This is a genomic window from Allokutzneria sp. A3M-2-11 16 (genome assembly GCF_024213555.1).
Taxonomy (GTDB): Bacteria; Actinomycetota; Actinomycetes; order Mycobacteriales; family Pseudonocardiaceae; genus Allokutzneria.
Map to the genome: position 1 here is coordinate 206,819 of NZ_JANAVO010000010.1, position 15,373 is coordinate 222,191.

Consider the following 15,373-nt stretch of genomic DNA (forward strand, 5'->3'; position numbering starts at 1 on the left):
CCGGCCGAGAAAACGATTTCTCGTCAACGTAGGCGCCGCTTCGGTCACGCGTCAATCCGCCGATCGAACAAGAATTCTTCGTGTTCGGCGTGTTCGAGCGCATTCCTTGGCTGTTTGCACACGTCGCGGATCTTGTTAGTCTGGCCGTTTTTTCTGATTCTTGTTTCGTATTTTGTGTCTCGGGTCACGTAAACCCGCTGAATCGGTGGGCGTCATTACCTGTGTTCGATCCGATTTTCGATGGAGGGAATTCCATGCGTAGGACTTTCACGTGTGTCGGGGTGGCGGCGCTTTTCCTCGCGACGCTCTCCGGAGCGGCCGTCGCGGCCGACTCCGACGTGCGGCCGTGCACCGCGGCCCAGCTCGACCTCGGCTTCCAGCCCGGCTGGACCTTCGACGGCCGCTTCCACACCTACCTCGACGCGACGAACACCTCCGGCAAGGCGTGTTCGCTGCGCGGGCACCTGGACATCACGCTCTACGACGACTTCAGCGGCGACCCGCTGCCGGTCACCGCGCGTCCTGAGCAGGAGTGGAAGGTGGAGACCGTCGTGCTCGGCCAGGGCGCGACCGCGCTCGGCGGGCTGAGCTGGCCCCTGACCGGTCAGGAATGCTCCGGGGCGGACTCCGCGGACGTGGTGCCGAACGGTCCCGGTCTCGGCGTCGCGGGGATGGCGTGGCCCGCGGGCTGGAAGGTCTGCGGACCCGAGATCTCGGTCCTTCCGTGGATCGCGGACAAGTAGAGCTGTTTCTCAGCGCACCCACGCCGCCATTTCGTCGAAGGCGGTTCGGAAATGCGGTCCGATCGGCTCGATCCGGCCCGGATAGGAGTCGGCCAGCCCGTCCACGTGGGTGCCTCCGGTAATGCGCCGGTAGCGGTGCAGTGCGCCGCTACCGGCCGCACGAACCATTTCCGTGTAAGCGTCGCCGCTGTGGCTGATCGGCAGCAGCGTGTCCAGGGTTCCGTGCAGCGTGATCAGCGGCTTGCCGATGCGGCCGGTCAGGGAGATCCGTTCGACCGCCGCATGCACCGAGCGCGGCCGGGACACGAAGTCGTAGTCCGTGTCGCAAGCCGGAGTCCCGCTTGCGCAGTAAGGGATTCCGGCTTCCAGTCCACCGTCGAACGTGGGATCGAACTCCTCGCGGAAGATGCGCTGCGTGAGGTCCCAGTAGACCCGGTAGTGGTAGTCCCACAGGAATTCCGACTCCTGGGGGAAGCCCGCGTCGATGATCGCCTGGCGAGCGGCGGCGCTTCCCGCGACATAGCGGGGATAGGCGCGCAGCGCGGCGGGCAGGAAGGTGAACGGGTTCGGCGTGCCCGCCCGCCACAGAGCTCCCTCCCAGTCCACGCCGCCGTCGAACAGCGCGGGGCGGTTCTCCAGCTGCCAGCGGACCAGGTAGCCACCGTTGGAGATCCCCGCCGCGATCGTCCGCGTCGGCGGCCGTCCATACCGTTGGGCGGCAACGGCCTTCGCGGCGATGGTCAACTGGGTGACCCTGGAGTGCCACTCCGCCACCGCGTCCCCGGGCCGGGCGCCGTCGCGGAAGAAGGTGGCGCCCGTGTTGCCCTTGTCCGTCGCCGCGAACGCGTAACCCTTGGCCAGCACGTAGTCCGCGATCGCGCGATCGTTGGCGTACTGCCGCCGCGTGCCGGGCGCACCCGTGACGACCAGCCCGCCGTTCCACTTGTCCGGCAGGCGGAGCACGAACTGCGCGTCGTGGTGCCACCCGTGGTTGTCGTTCGTGGTTGAGGAATCGGGGAAGTAGCCGTCCACCTGCACCCCGGGAACGCCCTTCGGCTGGGGGAGCGCGGCGTGCGTCAAGCCCGCCCAGTCTGCGGTGTTGGTGTGCCCGGAGGCCACTGTGCCCGCGGTCGTCAGCTCGCTCAGGCACGACACGCGCTGGTGCTCCGCGCCGGGGACCTTGAGCCGCGCGCACTGTCCACTGTGGACTGGAGCGGCGGCGGTGAGCGAACCGGTGAACACCAGCAGGGCCGCGGCCAGCGAAGCCATCATGGGCGCGACGATAGGCCGAACGGACGCGGGCGAACACGTGCGCGGCAACCACAATCCGACCGAGAAGCATGGAGAGCCCGGTCACGAGTTGAGATCGTTCCGGGACCCCTCCCGGAGGGGACGGCGAGAATGAGGGAACCCTGCCCTGCCGTCCCTGAGAGGGAACCCGATGGACCAGCCGACGAAGGCCGACGCCGTGCCCGAGGAAAGGGTCGAGGAAGGGCCCGAGGACCGGGCGCCGGACCCGTTCGTCGTCGCCCTCGCCAACGCGTCGCTGCTCAGCGCCGGTTATCTGGCGCTGGGGCGGCGCAAGCTCGCCGTCGCCACCGGGCTGGTCACGATCGCCCTGCTGGCCCTGCTAGTCACCGTCTTCCGCACGTGGTGGTTCGACGCGATCGTGCTGCTCTGGTGGGCTGGCCTGATCTGGCACGGTTGGTTCCTGGCAGGCGGTCGCGGACCGCGCCCGGCGCTGCTTGCGCTCACCCTGCCGGTGCTGCTCGTCGTCGGGCTGATGCGCTTCGACGCCGCCAGGATCGAGGGAACCGTCGCCGAGGCCCGCGCCGCCGGCGACTGCGCGCGAGCGGTGAACACCTTGGAGCAGCTCTGGTTCGGCCATCGGCTGGTCGACCCGGCGGTGATCGTCCGCGGCGCGCTGACCGACGAGGCGTGCCGCCGCGCGCGGACGGCCAAGGACAAGCTCACCCTCGCGTTGACCGGGCGCACCGACGTGCTGAAGGAAGGCTTCGACGGCCTCGCGTTCGTGCTCGCCGAGTTACGCGGCCACGAGAAGATCGTCGACGTTGTCCTTGACGGCTTCCTCGCCGGGCTCCCCGCGAAGAACCCTTGCCACACCGCCGTTGTCACCGACTGGCTGCGCGAGCGCAAACCGGCTGGCAACGCGCTGGACCGCTCCTCCGCCGTCGTCGCGCGGACCGCGCCCGCGGCGCTCGTCGCGTGCGGCGACGAGCTGATGACCGCCAAGGACTGGCAGCGCGCGAGGCAGCGTTTCCAGCAGCTCCTCGATCTGTATCCAGGGCACGAACTGACCGCCAAGGCCCAGGAAGGCGTCAAGCAGGCGACGCTGGCCATGGAGCTGGCGAACGTGCGCGGCCTGCTGCGCGGATCGGTCGGCTCACAGCCCGCGTACTGCGCCCGGCCCGCGCAGTACAGCGGCGCCCCGGCCTACGGCAAGGGGACCAACCGCGCGTTGATCTACGGCAACAGCGAGTACGCGAACAAGCTCCCCGCCGAGTGGAAGGCCGGGGACGCCGCCGACGCCGTGCTGGTGGTCTGCGCGGGTTCGACGGAGTTCGGCGCCGCCGTCCGGAGCTGCCCGTACCAGAGCAAGCTGAACCCGCGCATCCCCGTCCAGGTCACCTTCCACAAGATCGTGATCCCGGTGAAGGCCTACGAGCTGCGCACCGGCAAGCAGGTGACCGACACCAAGATCGAGATCGACGGCAGCACCTGCCCCCGGGTCCTCACCTACACCCGCTCCCGCCTGCTCGCCGACATCGGCCCGCCGTCCCAGGTGCACGTCATCGCCCCCGACTCCACCGTGCACGCCGCCTTCGGCTCCTTCATCAACCAATGACCGGCTATCAGTGACCGCCGAAGTCCACCAGTCTTCAAGTACAACGAACCCCCTCTCAAACAGTCGCTAACCGCCTCATACCCAACGGGAATGAGGCGGTTAGCGACCGCTGGGGGTGGGGTCCGTAGTACTTGAAGACCGCCCAACGGCCGAGCGCTCAGACGCCGGTGACGCCGTCGACGCGCTCGCGGATGAGGTCGGCGTGGCCGTTGTGCCGCGCGTACTCGGCGATCATGTGCGTGTAGATCCAGCGCAGGCTGAACTCGCCGCCGCGGAACGAGCCCGTCTCGCCCAGCTCACGAGCCGCGCAGTTGGCCCGCGCGGCGGCGATCTCCGCCTCCCAGGTGGCGCGCGCGGAGGCGAAATCGACCTCGTCGGAGAGCTCGAACCCGCCGTCGTGGCCATCCGCGTTCCCGGCGCCCGGGTAGATCGGCGGGGCGTCCTCACCGGCGAGCACGCGGCGGAACCAGTTCCGCTCCACCTCGGCCAGGTGCTGCACGAGGCCGAGCAGGGTGATCGTGGACGGCGGAACGGACGCGGTGCGCAGCTGCTCCTCGGTCAGCCCTTCGCACTTCAGCGCGAGGGTGACGCGGTAGAAGTCGAGCCAGCCCTCCAGCGTCGTGCGCTCATCGGCGGTCAGGGGCGGCATCGGGCGCTCGGTCATCGTCACCCCGACATGATGCGTGCAGCCGGACGCAGCAGTGGCCCGGGGTGGGTTCCAGGCGCGCGGTGAAGCCCGTCGCGGCGAGCCCTTCGAGCAGCCCGTTCAGCAGGTGCAGGTTCATCCCGCACACCATCTCGGTGTGGCGCTTGGCCAGGCTGTGGAACGGGCAGTTGCCGAGCGCTGTCACCCCGCCCGTCCTCCTCGGTTCGAACCCGTGCCGCTCCAATGCGTCGTGACCTCGACGTTGCAGGGGCTGCTCCGCGAGGATCTGCGGTCGCGGCAGGAGTTCTTCACGCTGGCGGGAGTCGGGTCGTGACCGCCGTGATCGTCGGCGCCGGGCTCACCGGGGCAAAGGCGGCGCAGACGTTGCGCGCAGTGGGCGACGGCTGATCCGCTGCGGTGAGCGGATCTCCTAGCCCTGGCGGCGTTCCCACAGCACGCCACCGACACGGCTCAGGATGGCGACGATGACGGCGATCAGCGCCGTCTGGCGTGATCCGCTGCCGTCGGTGACGGTGTTCGCCGGAACCGGGTCCACCCGCAGCAGCGGATCGTAGGTGATCTCCAACCGCTGCCCGGGTTCCGCGGCGCGCGAGTGCAGGGTCATCGTGTCGATCGGTCCGGCGTCGCAGCGGAGCCGGTGGTCGTAGTAGATCGTCGTCGTGGTCGACCACGTGCCGTCGGAGTCGTAGTGCGACCGGGTCTCGACGCGCCGGTCCACGGTCACCACGTCGCAGGTGGTGCGCACACCGCGTTCGTGCAGCGCGGTGTCGGCGCTGCTCGACGAGAGCGCACCCATCGCGATCATCGACGCGACCATCCCGGCGAACACCAGGAAGGGGCTCGCCGCCAACGCGATGCCCGCCAGCCACGTGATCCCGGTCAGCACCAGCAACACTACGCCGAGGGTCGTGGTCCAGCCGTCGTCGGCCCCGTACGCGTCGAGGTGCTTCGAGGCCGCGAACACCCCCACCAACAGCAACGGTTGGCCGATCGCGACGACCAGGTTCAGGGAGAGTCTGTCCAGCACTCGTCAAGGATGGACCCTCTCCCGGACGGCGGTCCCCCAAGTCGGGTGTTTGCCCGGCAGCGGCCGAGACCCCTGTGCGAGCCTGAGCCCATGCGTGCCACGGCTCTGGCCGTTCTCCTGGCCACGGCGTTCACCCCCGCGCCGAGTGTTCCGGCTTATTCTTGCGCCCCAACGGAATCCCATTACTACTCGGGGGACCAACGCTCGCGGCTCGGGCTTCGGCTGTGCGTGAGCGTCGACGGTGCGCAGGTCCTCCGCGCGACGACCTCCCTCACGGTCGAGTACCGCGACGACTCGGGCTGGCACTTCGAGCAACCGGCCCGCGTCGCGTTCATGAGCGCCCAGGTCGACGGCCAGACCAGCGTCGTCGAGCGCAGCACCGGGCACCGGTGGGCGTTCTCCTGGAGCCACGTCGTCACGGAAGCGCGCACCGGCCCCGTCGACGTGGCGTCGACAGCCGGTGGCCTCACGCTCCGCCCGCGCGAGTCGTACACGGTGCGGTGGGACATCGTGCACAAGATCGGCGGCTACTGGCGTGAGCGCGAAGCTCCCGCGCACAGCTACCAGGTCTGGATTCCGCGCTACGGCGAGGAAGGGCCGTCGATCACCGTCGTCACCAGCTGACTGCTCGCGATCTGGACGAAGCGCGCGATCCACGGCGCGGTCGAGCCCGCGGGCCACGCGATCACCGTCGTGTACGGACTCGCGTCGAGCACCGGCCGATAAGCGATGTCCGGCCGCGGGTTGTGCTCGGCCAGCGACGACGGGATGAGGCCGACGGTCTGGCCGAGCGCCACGTTCTCCAGCAGCTGCGAGCTGTCCCGGATCTCCGGGCCGTGCGTGGGCAGGTCGTAGTCGCGGCCAGCCCAGTACACGCGCTCGGCCGGGGTGGCGTCGGGCCACTGCGGCATCGGCAGGCCGACGAGATCGCGGCAGCTGAGCGTCGCGCGGCTGGCGAGCTCGTGCCCCGCGGGCAACGCGGCCACCCGCGGTTCGCTGTACAGCGGCTCGGTGTCGAAGCCCGCGTACTCGGCGGGAGAACCGATGAAGGCCAGGTCGGCGCGTCCGTCGCGGAGCATGGCGGCCTGCTCGCCGTAGCCGCTGACGACGACCTCCACCTGCTCCGCCCCGGGCAGTTCCGCGTAGCCGCGGACGATCCGGCGGAGCAGCTCGGTCGCCACCCCGGCCTTCGCGGTGACCACCACGGACGGCGTCGACCGGCCCGCGCGGCGCGTCCGGTGCACGGCCGCCGACACCGCGTCGAAGACCCGCGAGGTCTCGGCGAGCAGGGCGTGCCCGGCCGGGGTGAGCGCGACCTGGCGGGTGTCGCGGACGAACAGCTGGACCCCGATGCGGCGTTCGAGCTGCCGGATCGCCCTGGACAGCGGCGGTTGCGCGATGCCGAGCCGGGTGGCCGCCCTGGAGAAGTTGAGCTCGTCGGCGACCGCCCGGAAGTACCGCAGCTCCCGCACCTCCACGTCATCCATACCCCGAGGGTATAAGCACGGACCGAACCGGTCTTTCCCCCGGGCCGGGTTCCGCTGCTGAAGTGGGGGCATGAGCGAAGAAGTCGCGCTGGTGACCGGCGCGAACAAGGGGATCGGCAAGGAGATCGCGCGTGGCCTGGCCGCCGAGGGGATGACCGTCTACCTGGGCGCGCGCGATCCCGAACTCGGCAGGCTGGCCGCCGAGGACATCAAGGGCGACGTCCGGGTCCTCCGGCTCGACGTGACCGAGCAGTCCACAGTGGACGACGCGGTGGCCGCGATCGACGCGGAGCACGGGCGGCTCGACGTGCTCGTCAACAACGCGGGCGTGGTCGTCGAATGGGGCGTCGCGGTGCCCGAGGTCCCCGCCGACCTGCTGCGGCGGACCTACGAGATCAACGTGTTCGGCGTCGTCGCGGCGACCCAGGCGTGCATCCCGCTGCTGCGGCGAGCACCGGTGGGACGCGTGGTCAACGTGTCCAGCCCGCTGGGCTCACTGACCCTGATCAGCGACACCGACGGCCTGATCTCCGAGCGCGGCCTGCTCGCGTATAGCTCGTCGAAGGCGGCGCTGAACGCGATCACCCTGCTGTACGCGAACGCGTTGCGGCAGGACGGGATTCTCGTCAACGCGGCCAATCCCGGCCTTGTCGTGACCGACCTCAACGCCGCGTCCACGTTCCCCCGCGGCGAGCGGACCCCCGCCGATGGCGCGGTCGCGCCGCTGCGGCTCGCGCTGCTCGGCGCGGACGGCCCGACCGGCGTGTTCTGGGGCGATGACGACGTGGTGCCGTGGTGAACGGCGGAGAAGGAAACATGAGCGAAGCGAACAAGAAGACCGTCCAGGACTTCCTCAACCTGGCCTTCAACGACAAGCGGCCCGAGGAGGCGGTCGCCGCCTACCTCCACCCCGACTACGTCCAGCACAACCCGCACGCCCCGGCCGGGCGCGCGGGCTCCGGGGAGTTCCTGAGCGGCTTCGTCGGCCAGTTCCCCTTGCTGCGCCTGGAGTTCAAGCGCGTGCTGGCGGACGGGGACCACGTGATCACGCACTGCCACATGCGCCCGACCCCCGACAGCCGGGGCTCCGCCGTCATCGACATCGTGCGCTTCCAGGACGGCAAGATCATCGAGCACTGGGACGTCGTCCAGGACATCCCCGAACACCCCGCCAACCCCAACACGATGTTCTAGCCGCACTCCGTTTTCCCGTTTCGTACTCATAACGGCCTTTGGGAGCGCTCTCTTCGCGGCTTTGAGTACGAAACGGGATTAGCCCGACCACCCCGGCCGACGAAGTGGGGGGTGCGGGTCGCGATGTGCGGGAATTCTAGCTGCTGGGGCGGAGCGCGGTGGAGGCGCGGACGACGAGTTCGGGGGAGAAGACCACCTGCTTGTGCCGGTGCTCGGCGTCGTCGCCCGCGGCCTCGGCGAGCAGCAGCTCCGCCGCGGTGCGGCCGAGGAGGTGGCGGGGCTGGCTGACCGAGGTCAGCGGAACCGCCGCCGCCTCGGCGAACTCGATGTCGTCGTAGCCCACGATCGCCAGGTCGCCCGGCACGTCCAGGCCGAGCCGCACCATGCGCTGCAGCAGCCCGAGCGCCAGCAGGTCGTTCGCGCAGAACGCGGCGGTCGGACGGCGGGAGGTGGGCAGCCCGGCCAGGCGCTCGCCCGCGCGGCGGCCCTCGGCCACGTTCAGCGCGGCGGTCTCCAGCACGACCAGCTCGGCGCCGGGGACCGCGGCCACCGCGGCGCGGGCACCGGTGAGCCGGTCCGCGGCCTGGCCGATGGTCATCGGCCCGCCGATGTAGGCGATCTTGCGGTGGCCCGCCTCCAGCAGGTGCGTCGCTGCCAGCTCCCCGCCCGCCACGTCGTCCACGGTCACCGAGCAGAAGTCCGGCCCCGCGTCGCGGTCGACCACCACGACCGGGATGCCGCGCCCGCGCACCCGCTCCAGGCGATCAGTGGCGTTGTCCGTCGGGGTGATCAGGATGCCCTCGACCCGTTGCTGCTCCAGCATGTCGAGGTAGAAGTCCTGCCGCCCGCCGTCCTCCCGGCTGTTGCACAGGAACACCGCGAGCCCGGACGCCTCCGCCGCGTCCTGCACGCCCTCGGCGACGTCGGTGAAGAACGGGTTGCCGGAGTCCAGCGCCACGTAGGCCAGGGTCCTGCTGTGCCCGGAACGCAGCTGGCGCGCGGTCTCGTTGCGGACGAAGCCGAGCTGTTCGATGGCGGCGCGCACGCGGTCGCGGGTCTGCACGCTGACCCGGTCCGGCTTGTTCAGGACGTTGGAGACGGTGCCGAGCGAGACCCCGGCGCGCGCGGCGACGTCCTTCATGCTCGGTGTTCCCGGACCCGCCACGTCGCCCCCTGAATCCTGAAACGTGCGCAACAGCCGCTTGTTGACGGTCGCCCGCCGCCATCGTAGCGTCACAGGCAGGATTTGAAACGTTCCAACATGCTGGAGGCGAGTTCATGGCAGAGCCGCGTGCCGTCCGCATCGAGCACCTCACGGGCAGCCCGGTGGTGGTCGGCACCCCGGAGCCCCGCCTGAGCTGGCAGCGGCCCGCGCTGGAAGTGGAACTCGCCGACGCCTCCGGCCAGGTCCGCAGGCACCGGCTCGACGGAACCGACCAGGTGCTGGTCCCGTGGCCGTTCCCGCCACTGCCCTCGCGGTCCCACGGCAGCCTGCGGGTGCGCGCGAGGGATTGCGGCTGGAGCGAGCCGACGACCTTCGAGACCCCGTTGCTGCACCCCGAAGACTGGTCGGCGCGCTTCATCGCGCCCGGCACGATCGGCCGGATCGGCGATCCCGCGCCTCTGCTCAGCGGCCGGATCTCCTTACCTGGCAAGGTGGTCCGGGCGCGCCTGCACATGACGTCGCTCGGCGTGCACGTCGCGTCGATCAACGGCGAGCGCGTCGGCGACATCCAGCTCGACCCTGGCTGGACCTCCTACGAGCACCGCCTCCGCTACCGCACGCACGACGTGACATCGCTGCTTCGCCCCGGGGACAACGACATCGACGTCCTGCTCGGGAACGGGTGGTACCGGGGACGGCTCGGCTGGCAGGGCAAGCGCGCCCACTACGGGGACCGCCTCGCCCTGCTCGCCCAGCTCGAAGTCACCTGCGTTGACGGCTCGCAGCACGTGTTCGGCACGGATGAGACCTGGACCGCGCGGTCGAGCAACGTCATCGCCGACGACCTCTACGACGGTCAGACCACGGACCTGCGCGAGTGTGAGTCCACACAGGACAGTGTCGAGGTTCTCGACGTCGATCTCCGCCGCCTGGAAGCACCGATCGGGCCGCCGGTGCGCGCGGTGGCGACGGTTCCCGCGGTCTCGGTGACCGTGTCGCCATCGGGCAAGCTCCTCGTCGACTTCGGCGAGAACCTCGTTGGCTGGGTCAGGCTTCGCGTCCACCAGGGGAGGACGCAGATCACCGTGCGGCACGCCGAAGTCCTCGAACACGGTGAACTCGGCACCAGGCCCTTGCGCTCCGCCCTCGCCACCGACCGCTACCTCCTCCCCGGAGACTGCGCGGCGATCTGTGAGCCCTCGCTGACCTTCCACGGGTTCCGCTACGCCGAGATCGACGGGGTGGACTGGCTCGACCCTGCCGACGTCGAAGCCGTTGTGCTGTCCTCGGATCTGCCCGCCACCGGCTGGTTCACCTGCTCCGAGCCGGACCTGAACGCCTTGCACGAGAACGTCCGCAGGGCGATGCGCGGCAACTTCCTCGATGTGCCAACGGATTGTCCGCAACGCGACGAACGCCTCGGCTGGACGGGCGACATCCAGGTCTTCGGCCCGACCGCGGCTTTCCTCGCCGACAGCGCCGGATTCCTCACCTCCTGGCTGCGCGATCTCGCGGCCGATCAGTACAAGAACGGCTGCGTCCCGTTCGTCGTCCCCGACGTGCTCCGCGAGCCCGCGCCGAGCGCTGCCGCCTGGGGCGACGCCGCGACGGTCGTGCCGTGGACGCTGTACCAGCGCTACGGTGATGTTCGTGTGCTGGCCGACCAGTTCGCCAGCATGCGCGCGTGGGTCGACCGCCAGGCGGCGCTCGCCGGGCCGGACCACATCTGGTCCGGCGGCTTCCAGTTCGGCGACTGGCTCGACCCGGCCGCGCCGCCGGACAACCCGTTCGCCGCCAAGACCGACCACGACATCGTCGCCACCGCGCACTTCGCGTACTCGGCGTCGATCGTCGCCAAGGCCGCCGAAGTCCTTGGCCGCCAAGACGAAGCGCGCAACTACGGTGACCTCGCGACCGTGGTTCGGGAAGCGTTCGCGCGCGCCTACGCGACCCCCTCCGGGCGGATGGTCGGCGACGCGCCGACCGCGTACGCCATGGCACTCGTCTGGGACCTGCTGCCGACAGCGGAACAGCGCGCCGGGGCGAGTGCGCGACTCGCAGACTTGGTGCGCGCCAACGGTTTCCGCATCGCGACGGGCTTCGTCGGCACTCCGATCATCGCCGATGCGCTGTGCCTGGCGGGGCAGTCGCAGGTGGCGTACCGGCTCCTCCTGGAGCGCGGCTGCCCGTCGTGGCTGTACCCGGTGACGATGGGCGCGACGACGATCTGGGAGCGTTGGGACAGCATGCTTCCGGACGGCTCGATCAACCCCGGCGAGATGACTTCGTTCAACCACTACGCGCTCGGTGCCGTCGCGGACTGGATGCACCGCACAGTCGCGGGCCTCGCCCCAGGCGCTCCCGGATACCGCTCGTTGTTGGTGCGCCCGCTGCTCGGCGGCGGACTGACCCACGCGTCCGCCCGTCACGAGACACCGTACGGCCGCGCTTCCGTTGCGTGGCAACGACAGGACGGCACACTCACGTTGGCGGTCGAGGTGCCTGGCGGTACCACGGCGACCGTGCACGTGCCGGGCTCGGACGCTCCGGAGGAGGTCGAGCCCGGCACGCACCGGTGGGAGGTGCCGGATCCTGTTGCGGCGCCGAGCATCCGGACGATCCGCGACGCCGTGGATGATCCCCGGCTGTGGGCGGAGCTCGTGGCGGTCGCCGTGGAGCTGGACGTGGTCGCGGACGGCCCCGCGCTCGGCCGGGCACTGGCCCGGGACTTCGACCGCCCAGCGGCGGATCTGCCGAAGATCCTGGTGTCCACCCTCGAACACACCAACGGCCAGGAGCTCGGTCAGCGGCTCGCGGAGGCCCTCGGCTCCTTAAGGTAGGCCGAGAGCGCGCAGGGTGCCGGGCTGTACGTCCGTGCCTCGCAGGTCTTCGACGAGCCGCAGCGCTCGGTCCGCGATGACAAGTTCACGGGATGTGTGCGGGACGTCATCACCGAGGCGGCGAAGATAGTCCGCGATGTGCAGCCAGGAGTAGAAAGCAGTCCCGTCAGTGTCAGGATTCACCGGCTCCGGGAAGTGCTCGTCTTCCCGGGAAAGCCGCACCAGGGACTCATGGCTGCGATCGCAGCGTTGCGCCGCTTCGCCGAGTGTGACCTTGTCCTTGTGCAGGGCGCCGACCTCGGCCGCATCGGTGCCGAACTCGCCTCGCGCTACCTGGACGGTGGATCGAGCGCGGTCGTGGTGCGCTGAAGGATGTCGAAGTAGCCGCTGACGATGTTCGTGAACGCGGAGCGGCCGTACACGGCGAGATCGCGGGTCAGCGGAGGATCGGGTTCGACCACGACGCCCGCGAGGTCGGTGGGGATCGCGTTGGCCGGGAGCAGCGCCACCCCGACCCCGGCCGCCGCGAGCCGGGCCGCCGCGTCGACCTGCGCGGTGCGCAGGACGTACCTCGGGCTGAGGCCCGCCTTGGCGAGGTGTTCCTCCACGAACTCGCTCAGCCCGTACTCGCGGTCGAGGGTGATCCACGAGTGCTCGGCCAGCGCCGACAACGCCAGGCGCCCACGGGACTGCCGCGCCGCGTTCGGCGCACCCTTGCGGTAGGGGCGAATCCGGGCCAGCGCCGGATCGCGCTCGGCGATCACCAGGACGAACCGCTCCGTGCCGATGTCCACGATCGGTCCGGGCCAGGACTGCGGACGCGGGCCGACCGCGATGTCCCCCGAGCCGGCCAGCACCGCGTCTTCCAGGAGCCGCTTGTGCCGGTATTCGCGCAGCCGCACCGGGATGTCAGGATGCTGGTGGTGCCAGCGGGTCAGCGAGGGTGGCAGCACGCCCACCGCGATGGACAGCACGGTGGCGACCTCCAGCTCGCCCGCCGTGACGCTGAGGACATCGCGCACCGCCCGGCGCGCTTCCCGCTCGGCCCGCACCGCGACCGCCGCGTGCTCCGCGAACGCCCGGCCCGCCGGGTTGAGCCGAACCGAGCCCGGCAGCCGTTCCAGCAGCTCACCGCCCATCGACCGCTCCAGCGAGCGGATCTGCTGGCTCAGGGCGGGCTGGGAGACCCGGAGGCGGTCGGCGGCGCGGGTGAAGGACCCCTCTTCGGCCACCATCAGCAGGTATTCCATCTGGCGCAGCGTCACAGAATAACCATAGATTATGCGGATCAGAGATCGCTAGTCTTGGACGTTAACGCTGCGCGCCGGTCATCCTCGTGTTCCGTCAGCACGAAGAACCGAGGAGCGCCGCCGTGTCACCGAAGATCCCCGCTGTGATCGTGTCCCTGTCCCGGGCCGTCGTGGGCTTGTTGTTCGCCTGCCACGGCGCTGCCTCGCTGTTCGGCGTCTTAGGCGGAGCCGCGGGCAAGGGCGGGACGGTCGCGTTCGGCGTGTGGCCCGGCTGGTGGGCCGCGCTGATCCAGTTCGTCGGCGGCCTGCTCGTGCTGGTCGGTTTCGCCACTCGGCCGGTCGCGTTGGTGTGCTCGGGCTCGATGGCCTTCGCGTATTTCACGGTGCACCAGCCCATGGCGCTGTGGCCGTTGGAGAACGGTGGTGTCTCTTCCGCGCTGTATTGCTGGTTCTTCTTGCTCATCGCCGTGATCGGGCCGGGAAGGTATGCCCTGGACACCTGGCTCGGGGCAGAAAAAAGGCAGTACGCGCGAGCGAACTCGCGCGCACTGCCTTCGATGTAGATCAGAAGTAGATTTCCCCGCCTCCGGCGAGCTTGGCGTTGACCCTGGGGCCGTAGTTGCCGTACTCGCCGGTGTTCAGCTCGGACTGGCCGGTGCTGGTCACCGTCTCGTAGGTGGTGTACGGGTAGCAGCAGTTGCCGATGGCGAGCTGGTCGCCGTACCTGGCGCCGCCCAGGTTGGCGTGCACCAAGCCGTTGCTGTTGTTCTTCCAGAGCCTGAGCGTGCGACCGGAGCCGCTCTTCTCCTTGAGCAACGTGAAGGTGGCCATCCTGGCCGACGCGGTCTCGGCGGGAGCCGATGCGACCGAAACGGGTGCGGCCTGAACGGGCACCGACAAGGCCGAGGCCACGACGAGAGCCATCAGCGCGGCGCCTGCCATTTTCTTGAACAACGAAACCCCATCAAAGAAATCGATCGGCGCGGAGGCTACCTGAGCCGTGCACGACCGAGGTGCCGTTTCAGGCACCCGTGAAATGGCTTCGTTGACGTGCGGAGACACCTTAGAAGGGCGCCGGTTCCGCGATCGGCTCGGCCTCGGTCTCCGAGGTCTTCCCGTTGGGTGTGGTCCACACGTGTCGTCCGTCGGGGAGGTTTTCGCACTTCCAGTTGGATTCGTGCTTCATGCGGTGGTGCCGTCTGCATTTCGGCCGGAGGTTGTTGATGGTGGTGTTGGTGCCGTTGAAGGGGCAGCAGTGGTCGAGGTCGCAGCGGTGTGCGGGCCGGTTGCAGCCGATGGCGGTGCAGGTGGGGTAGCGGGCGTGGATCAGCTCTCGCTGCTTCGCTGACGGTCGGTAGGTGGTGACGTCCTCGGCGATCCCGGTAACCGGGTCGGTGAGGATGCGCTTCCAGATCCCTCCCGCCGCGACATCGCGGGCGATCTTCGCGGGCAGAGGTCCGTAGCCGTGGAGCATGGCGGGCTCGTTGTCGAGGCCGAGGAAGGAACCCACGGGCATGGTGAGGTAGACGGTGACCTGGCCTTGGGGTGCCCCGGTTTCCTTGCCCATCAACAGATCCATGGTGACATCGGCGCGTTTCTGATCCAGGGTGCGGTGATCTTTCGGTAGGGCTCTGGCGATGCGGTCGATGCGGTCGTAGATCAACGAGGCTTGCAGGGCGGGGAAGAACATCCGCAGTAGGCACATGCCGTCGTCTTGGGGGATCTTCTCCACCAACCTGGCCTTGCGCTTCTCCTTATGCCTGCGCTCGGCAGCCTTCGGGTCCAGCTTGTCGATGAACCGCACCGCATGCCGACGAGTCGCGGTGTAGTTGTGCGTTTCAGCGAAAGCGAGGAAGTCCTCCTCGGCGATCGCGGCGTGCACAGCCGAGAGAGTGGAGAGCAGGTCGACGATCATCAACGCCTTGCCCTCGTCGACGCGGCCTTCGGCCAGCGCCCGCAACACCACCGGGCGACCGGTGAGGTCTTCCGCGCGTTGCAACAGCCGGGCGGCCTTCGTCTTCGAGACCGCCAACAACCGCATGAGGATTTCCTCGGCGAACTCACGATCACACAACTCCAGCCGAGCGACATACTCCATCAACACGACCGCGAAGTCCGCCGACGCTTTCCCCAT

17 protein-coding genes are annotated in these 15,373 nt (G+C 69.5%); 8 read left to right on the top strand and 9 right to left on the bottom strand.

Annotated features, from left to right (window positions below):
• Positions 1-254: 254 nt before the first annotated feature.
• The gene (locus NLX83_RS33040) at positions 255-743 is read left to right on the top strand and encodes a DUF4232 domain-containing protein (RefSeq protein WP_254239162.1); all 489 of its coding nucleotides are present in this window, start codon (positions 255-257) and stop codon (positions 741-743) included.
• A gap of 9 nt (positions 744-752) precedes the next feature.
• On the opposite strand, the gene NLX83_RS33045 is transcribed toward NLX83_RS33040, so the two are convergent.
• On the bottom strand, positions 753-2,015 hold the full coding sequence (locus tag NLX83_RS33045) for a tannase/feruloyl esterase family alpha/beta hydrolase (RefSeq protein WP_254239163.1): 1,263 nt from the start codon (positions 2,013-2,015) through the stop codon (positions 753-755).
• 169 nt (positions 2,016-2,184) lie between these two features.
• Between NLX83_RS33045 and NLX83_RS33050 the strand changes: the two genes are divergently transcribed.
• A complete protein-coding gene (locus NLX83_RS33050) occupies positions 2,185-3,609 on the top strand; it encodes a 2TM domain-containing protein (RefSeq protein WP_254239164.1) in 1,425 nt (474 codons plus the stop codon).
• A gap of 157 nt (positions 3,610-3,766) precedes the next feature.
• Here the strand turns inward: NLX83_RS33050 and NLX83_RS33055 are convergent, their stop codons facing one another.
• The 3 genes from NLX83_RS33055 to NLX83_RS33065 all read right to left on the bottom strand — a co-directional run bounded on the left by NLX83_RS33055 (position 3,767) and on the right by NLX83_RS33065 (position 5,303).
• On the bottom strand, positions 3,767-4,258 hold the full coding sequence (locus NLX83_RS33055) for a DinB family protein (RefSeq protein ID WP_254239184.1): 492 nt from the start codon (positions 4,256-4,258) through the stop codon (positions 3,767-3,769).
• Positions 4,236-4,460 carry a hypothetical protein gene (locus tag NLX83_RS33060; protein WP_254239165.1) on the bottom strand — a complete coding sequence of 75 codons (225 nt, stop codon included), beginning with the start codon at positions 4,458-4,460 and terminating at the stop codon, positions 4,236-4,238. Before NLX83_RS33060 ends, NLX83_RS33055 begins: the two co-directional genes overlap by 23 nt.
• 225 nt (positions 4,461-4,685) lie before the next feature.
• Positions 4,686-5,303: a VIT1/CCC1 transporter family protein gene (locus tag NLX83_RS33065; RefSeq protein ID WP_254239166.1), complete on the bottom strand. Its 618-nt coding sequence runs from the start codon at positions 5,301-5,303 to the stop codon at positions 4,686-4,688.
• Between the two features lie 90 nt (positions 5,304-5,393).
• On the opposite strand from NLX83_RS33065, the gene NLX83_RS33070 reads away from it, so the two are divergent.
• Positions 5,394-5,927, top strand: coding sequence for a hypothetical protein (locus tag NLX83_RS33070; protein ID WP_254239167.1), 534 nt, complete (start codon positions 5,394-5,396; stop codon positions 5,925-5,927).
• Here NLX83_RS33070 and NLX83_RS33075 read toward each other — a convergent pair.
• Positions 5,885-6,790, bottom strand: coding sequence for a LysR family transcriptional regulator (locus NLX83_RS33075; protein WP_254239168.1), 906 nt, complete (start codon positions 6,788-6,790; stop codon positions 5,885-5,887). The two genes, NLX83_RS33070 and NLX83_RS33075, sit on opposite strands and share 43 nt — an antisense overlap.
• A gap of 70 nt (positions 6,791-6,860) precedes the next feature.
• Here NLX83_RS33075 and NLX83_RS33080 point away from each other — a divergent pair, with 70 nt between their 5' ends.
• The gene (locus tag NLX83_RS33080; RefSeq protein WP_254239169.1) at positions 6,861-7,589 is read left to right on the top strand and encodes an SDR family oxidoreductase; all 729 of its coding nucleotides are present in this window, start codon (positions 6,861-6,863) and stop codon (positions 7,587-7,589) included.
• Between the two features lie 17 nt (positions 7,590-7,606).
• The gene (locus NLX83_RS33085; RefSeq protein ID WP_254239170.1) at positions 7,607-7,984 is read left to right on the top strand and encodes a nuclear transport factor 2 family protein; all 378 of its coding nucleotides are present in this window, start codon (positions 7,607-7,609) and stop codon (positions 7,982-7,984) included.
• 136 nt (positions 7,985-8,120) lie between these two features.
• Here the strand turns inward: NLX83_RS33085 and NLX83_RS33090 are convergent, their stop codons facing one another.
• A complete protein-coding gene (locus NLX83_RS33090) occupies positions 8,121-9,125 on the bottom strand; it encodes a LacI family DNA-binding transcriptional regulator (protein ID WP_254239185.1) in 1,005 nt (334 codons plus the stop codon).
• A gap of 137 nt (positions 9,126-9,262) precedes the next feature.
• On the opposite strand from NLX83_RS33090, the gene NLX83_RS33095 reads away from it, so the two are divergent.
• Together NLX83_RS33095 and NLX83_RS33100 are read left to right on the top strand one after the other, a co-directional pair.
• The gene (locus NLX83_RS33095) at positions 9,263-11,989 is read left to right on the top strand and encodes a family 78 glycoside hydrolase catalytic domain (protein ID WP_254239171.1); all 2,727 of its coding nucleotides are present in this window, start codon (positions 9,263-9,265) and stop codon (positions 11,987-11,989) included.
• Positions 11,990-12,220: 231 nt separating this feature from the next.
• Positions 12,221-12,358, top strand: coding sequence for a hypothetical protein (locus tag NLX83_RS33100; protein ID WP_254239172.1), 138 nt, complete (start codon positions 12,221-12,223; stop codon positions 12,356-12,358).
• Here the strand turns inward: NLX83_RS33100 and NLX83_RS33105 are convergent.
• Positions 12,319-13,254 (bottom strand): LysR family transcriptional regulator, encoded by a 936-nt coding sequence (locus tag NLX83_RS33105; protein ID WP_254239173.1) that lies wholly within the window; start codon positions 13,252-13,254, stop codon positions 12,319-12,321. The two genes, NLX83_RS33100 and NLX83_RS33105, sit on opposite strands and share 40 nt — an antisense overlap.
• Before the next feature lie 107 nt (positions 13,255-13,361).
• Between NLX83_RS33105 and NLX83_RS33110 the strand changes: the two genes are divergently transcribed.
• Complete coding sequence (locus NLX83_RS33110) at positions 13,362-13,802, top strand: DoxX family protein (protein ID WP_254239174.1); 441 nt, start codon at positions 13,362-13,364, stop codon at positions 13,800-13,802.
• Between the two features lies 1 nt (position 13,803).
• On the opposite strand, the gene NLX83_RS33115 is transcribed toward NLX83_RS33110, so the two are convergent.
• Both NLX83_RS33115 and NLX83_RS33120 read right to left on the bottom strand, forming a co-directional pair.
• A complete protein-coding gene (locus NLX83_RS33115; protein ID WP_254239175.1) occupies positions 13,804-14,193 on the bottom strand; it encodes a hypothetical protein in 390 nt (129 codons plus the stop codon).
• Positions 14,194-14,302: 109 nt separating this feature from the next.
• On the bottom strand, positions 14,303-15,373 hold a 1,071-nt coding region (locus tag NLX83_RS33120), incomplete at its 5' end, for an HNH endonuclease signature motif containing protein (protein WP_254239176.1).

Coding starts and splice junctions, on each gene's coding strand:
- NLX83_RS33040 (WP_254239162.1), top strand. CDS start 255: ATGCGTAGGACTTTCACGTGTGTCGGGGTGGCGGCGCTTTTCCTCGCG.
- NLX83_RS33045 (WP_254239163.1), bottom strand. CDS start 2,015: ATGATGGCTTCGCTGGCCGCGGCCCTGCTGGTGTTCACCGGTTCGCTC.
- NLX83_RS33050 (WP_254239164.1), top strand. CDS start 2,185: ATGGACCAGCCGACGAAGGCCGACGCCGTGCCCGAGGAAAGGGTCGAG.
- NLX83_RS33055 (WP_254239184.1), bottom strand. CDS start 4,258: ATGCCGCCCCTGACCGCCGATGAGCGCACGACGCTGGAGGGCTGGCTC.
- NLX83_RS33070 (WP_254239167.1), top strand. CDS start 5,394: ATGCGTGCCACGGCTCTGGCCGTTCTCCTGGCCACGGCGTTCACCCCC.
- NLX83_RS33075 (WP_254239168.1), bottom strand. CDS start 6,790: ATGGATGACGTGGAGGTGCGGGAGCTGCGGTACTTCCGGGCGGTCGCC.
- NLX83_RS33080 (WP_254239169.1), top strand. CDS start 6,861: ATGAGCGAAGAAGTCGCGCTGGTGACCGGCGCGAACAAGGGGATCGGC.
- NLX83_RS33085 (WP_254239170.1), top strand. CDS start 7,607: ATGAGCGAAGCGAACAAGAAGACCGTCCAGGACTTCCTCAACCTGGCC.
- NLX83_RS33090 (WP_254239185.1), bottom strand. CDS start 9,125: ATGAAGGACGTCGCCGCGCGCGCCGGGGTCTCGCTCGGCACCGTCTCC.
- NLX83_RS33095 (WP_254239171.1), top strand. CDS start 9,263: ATGGCAGAGCCGCGTGCCGTCCGCATCGAGCACCTCACGGGCAGCCCG.
- NLX83_RS33100 (WP_254239172.1), top strand. CDS start 12,221: ATGGCTGCGATCGCAGCGTTGCGCCGCTTCGCCGAGTGTGACCTTGTC.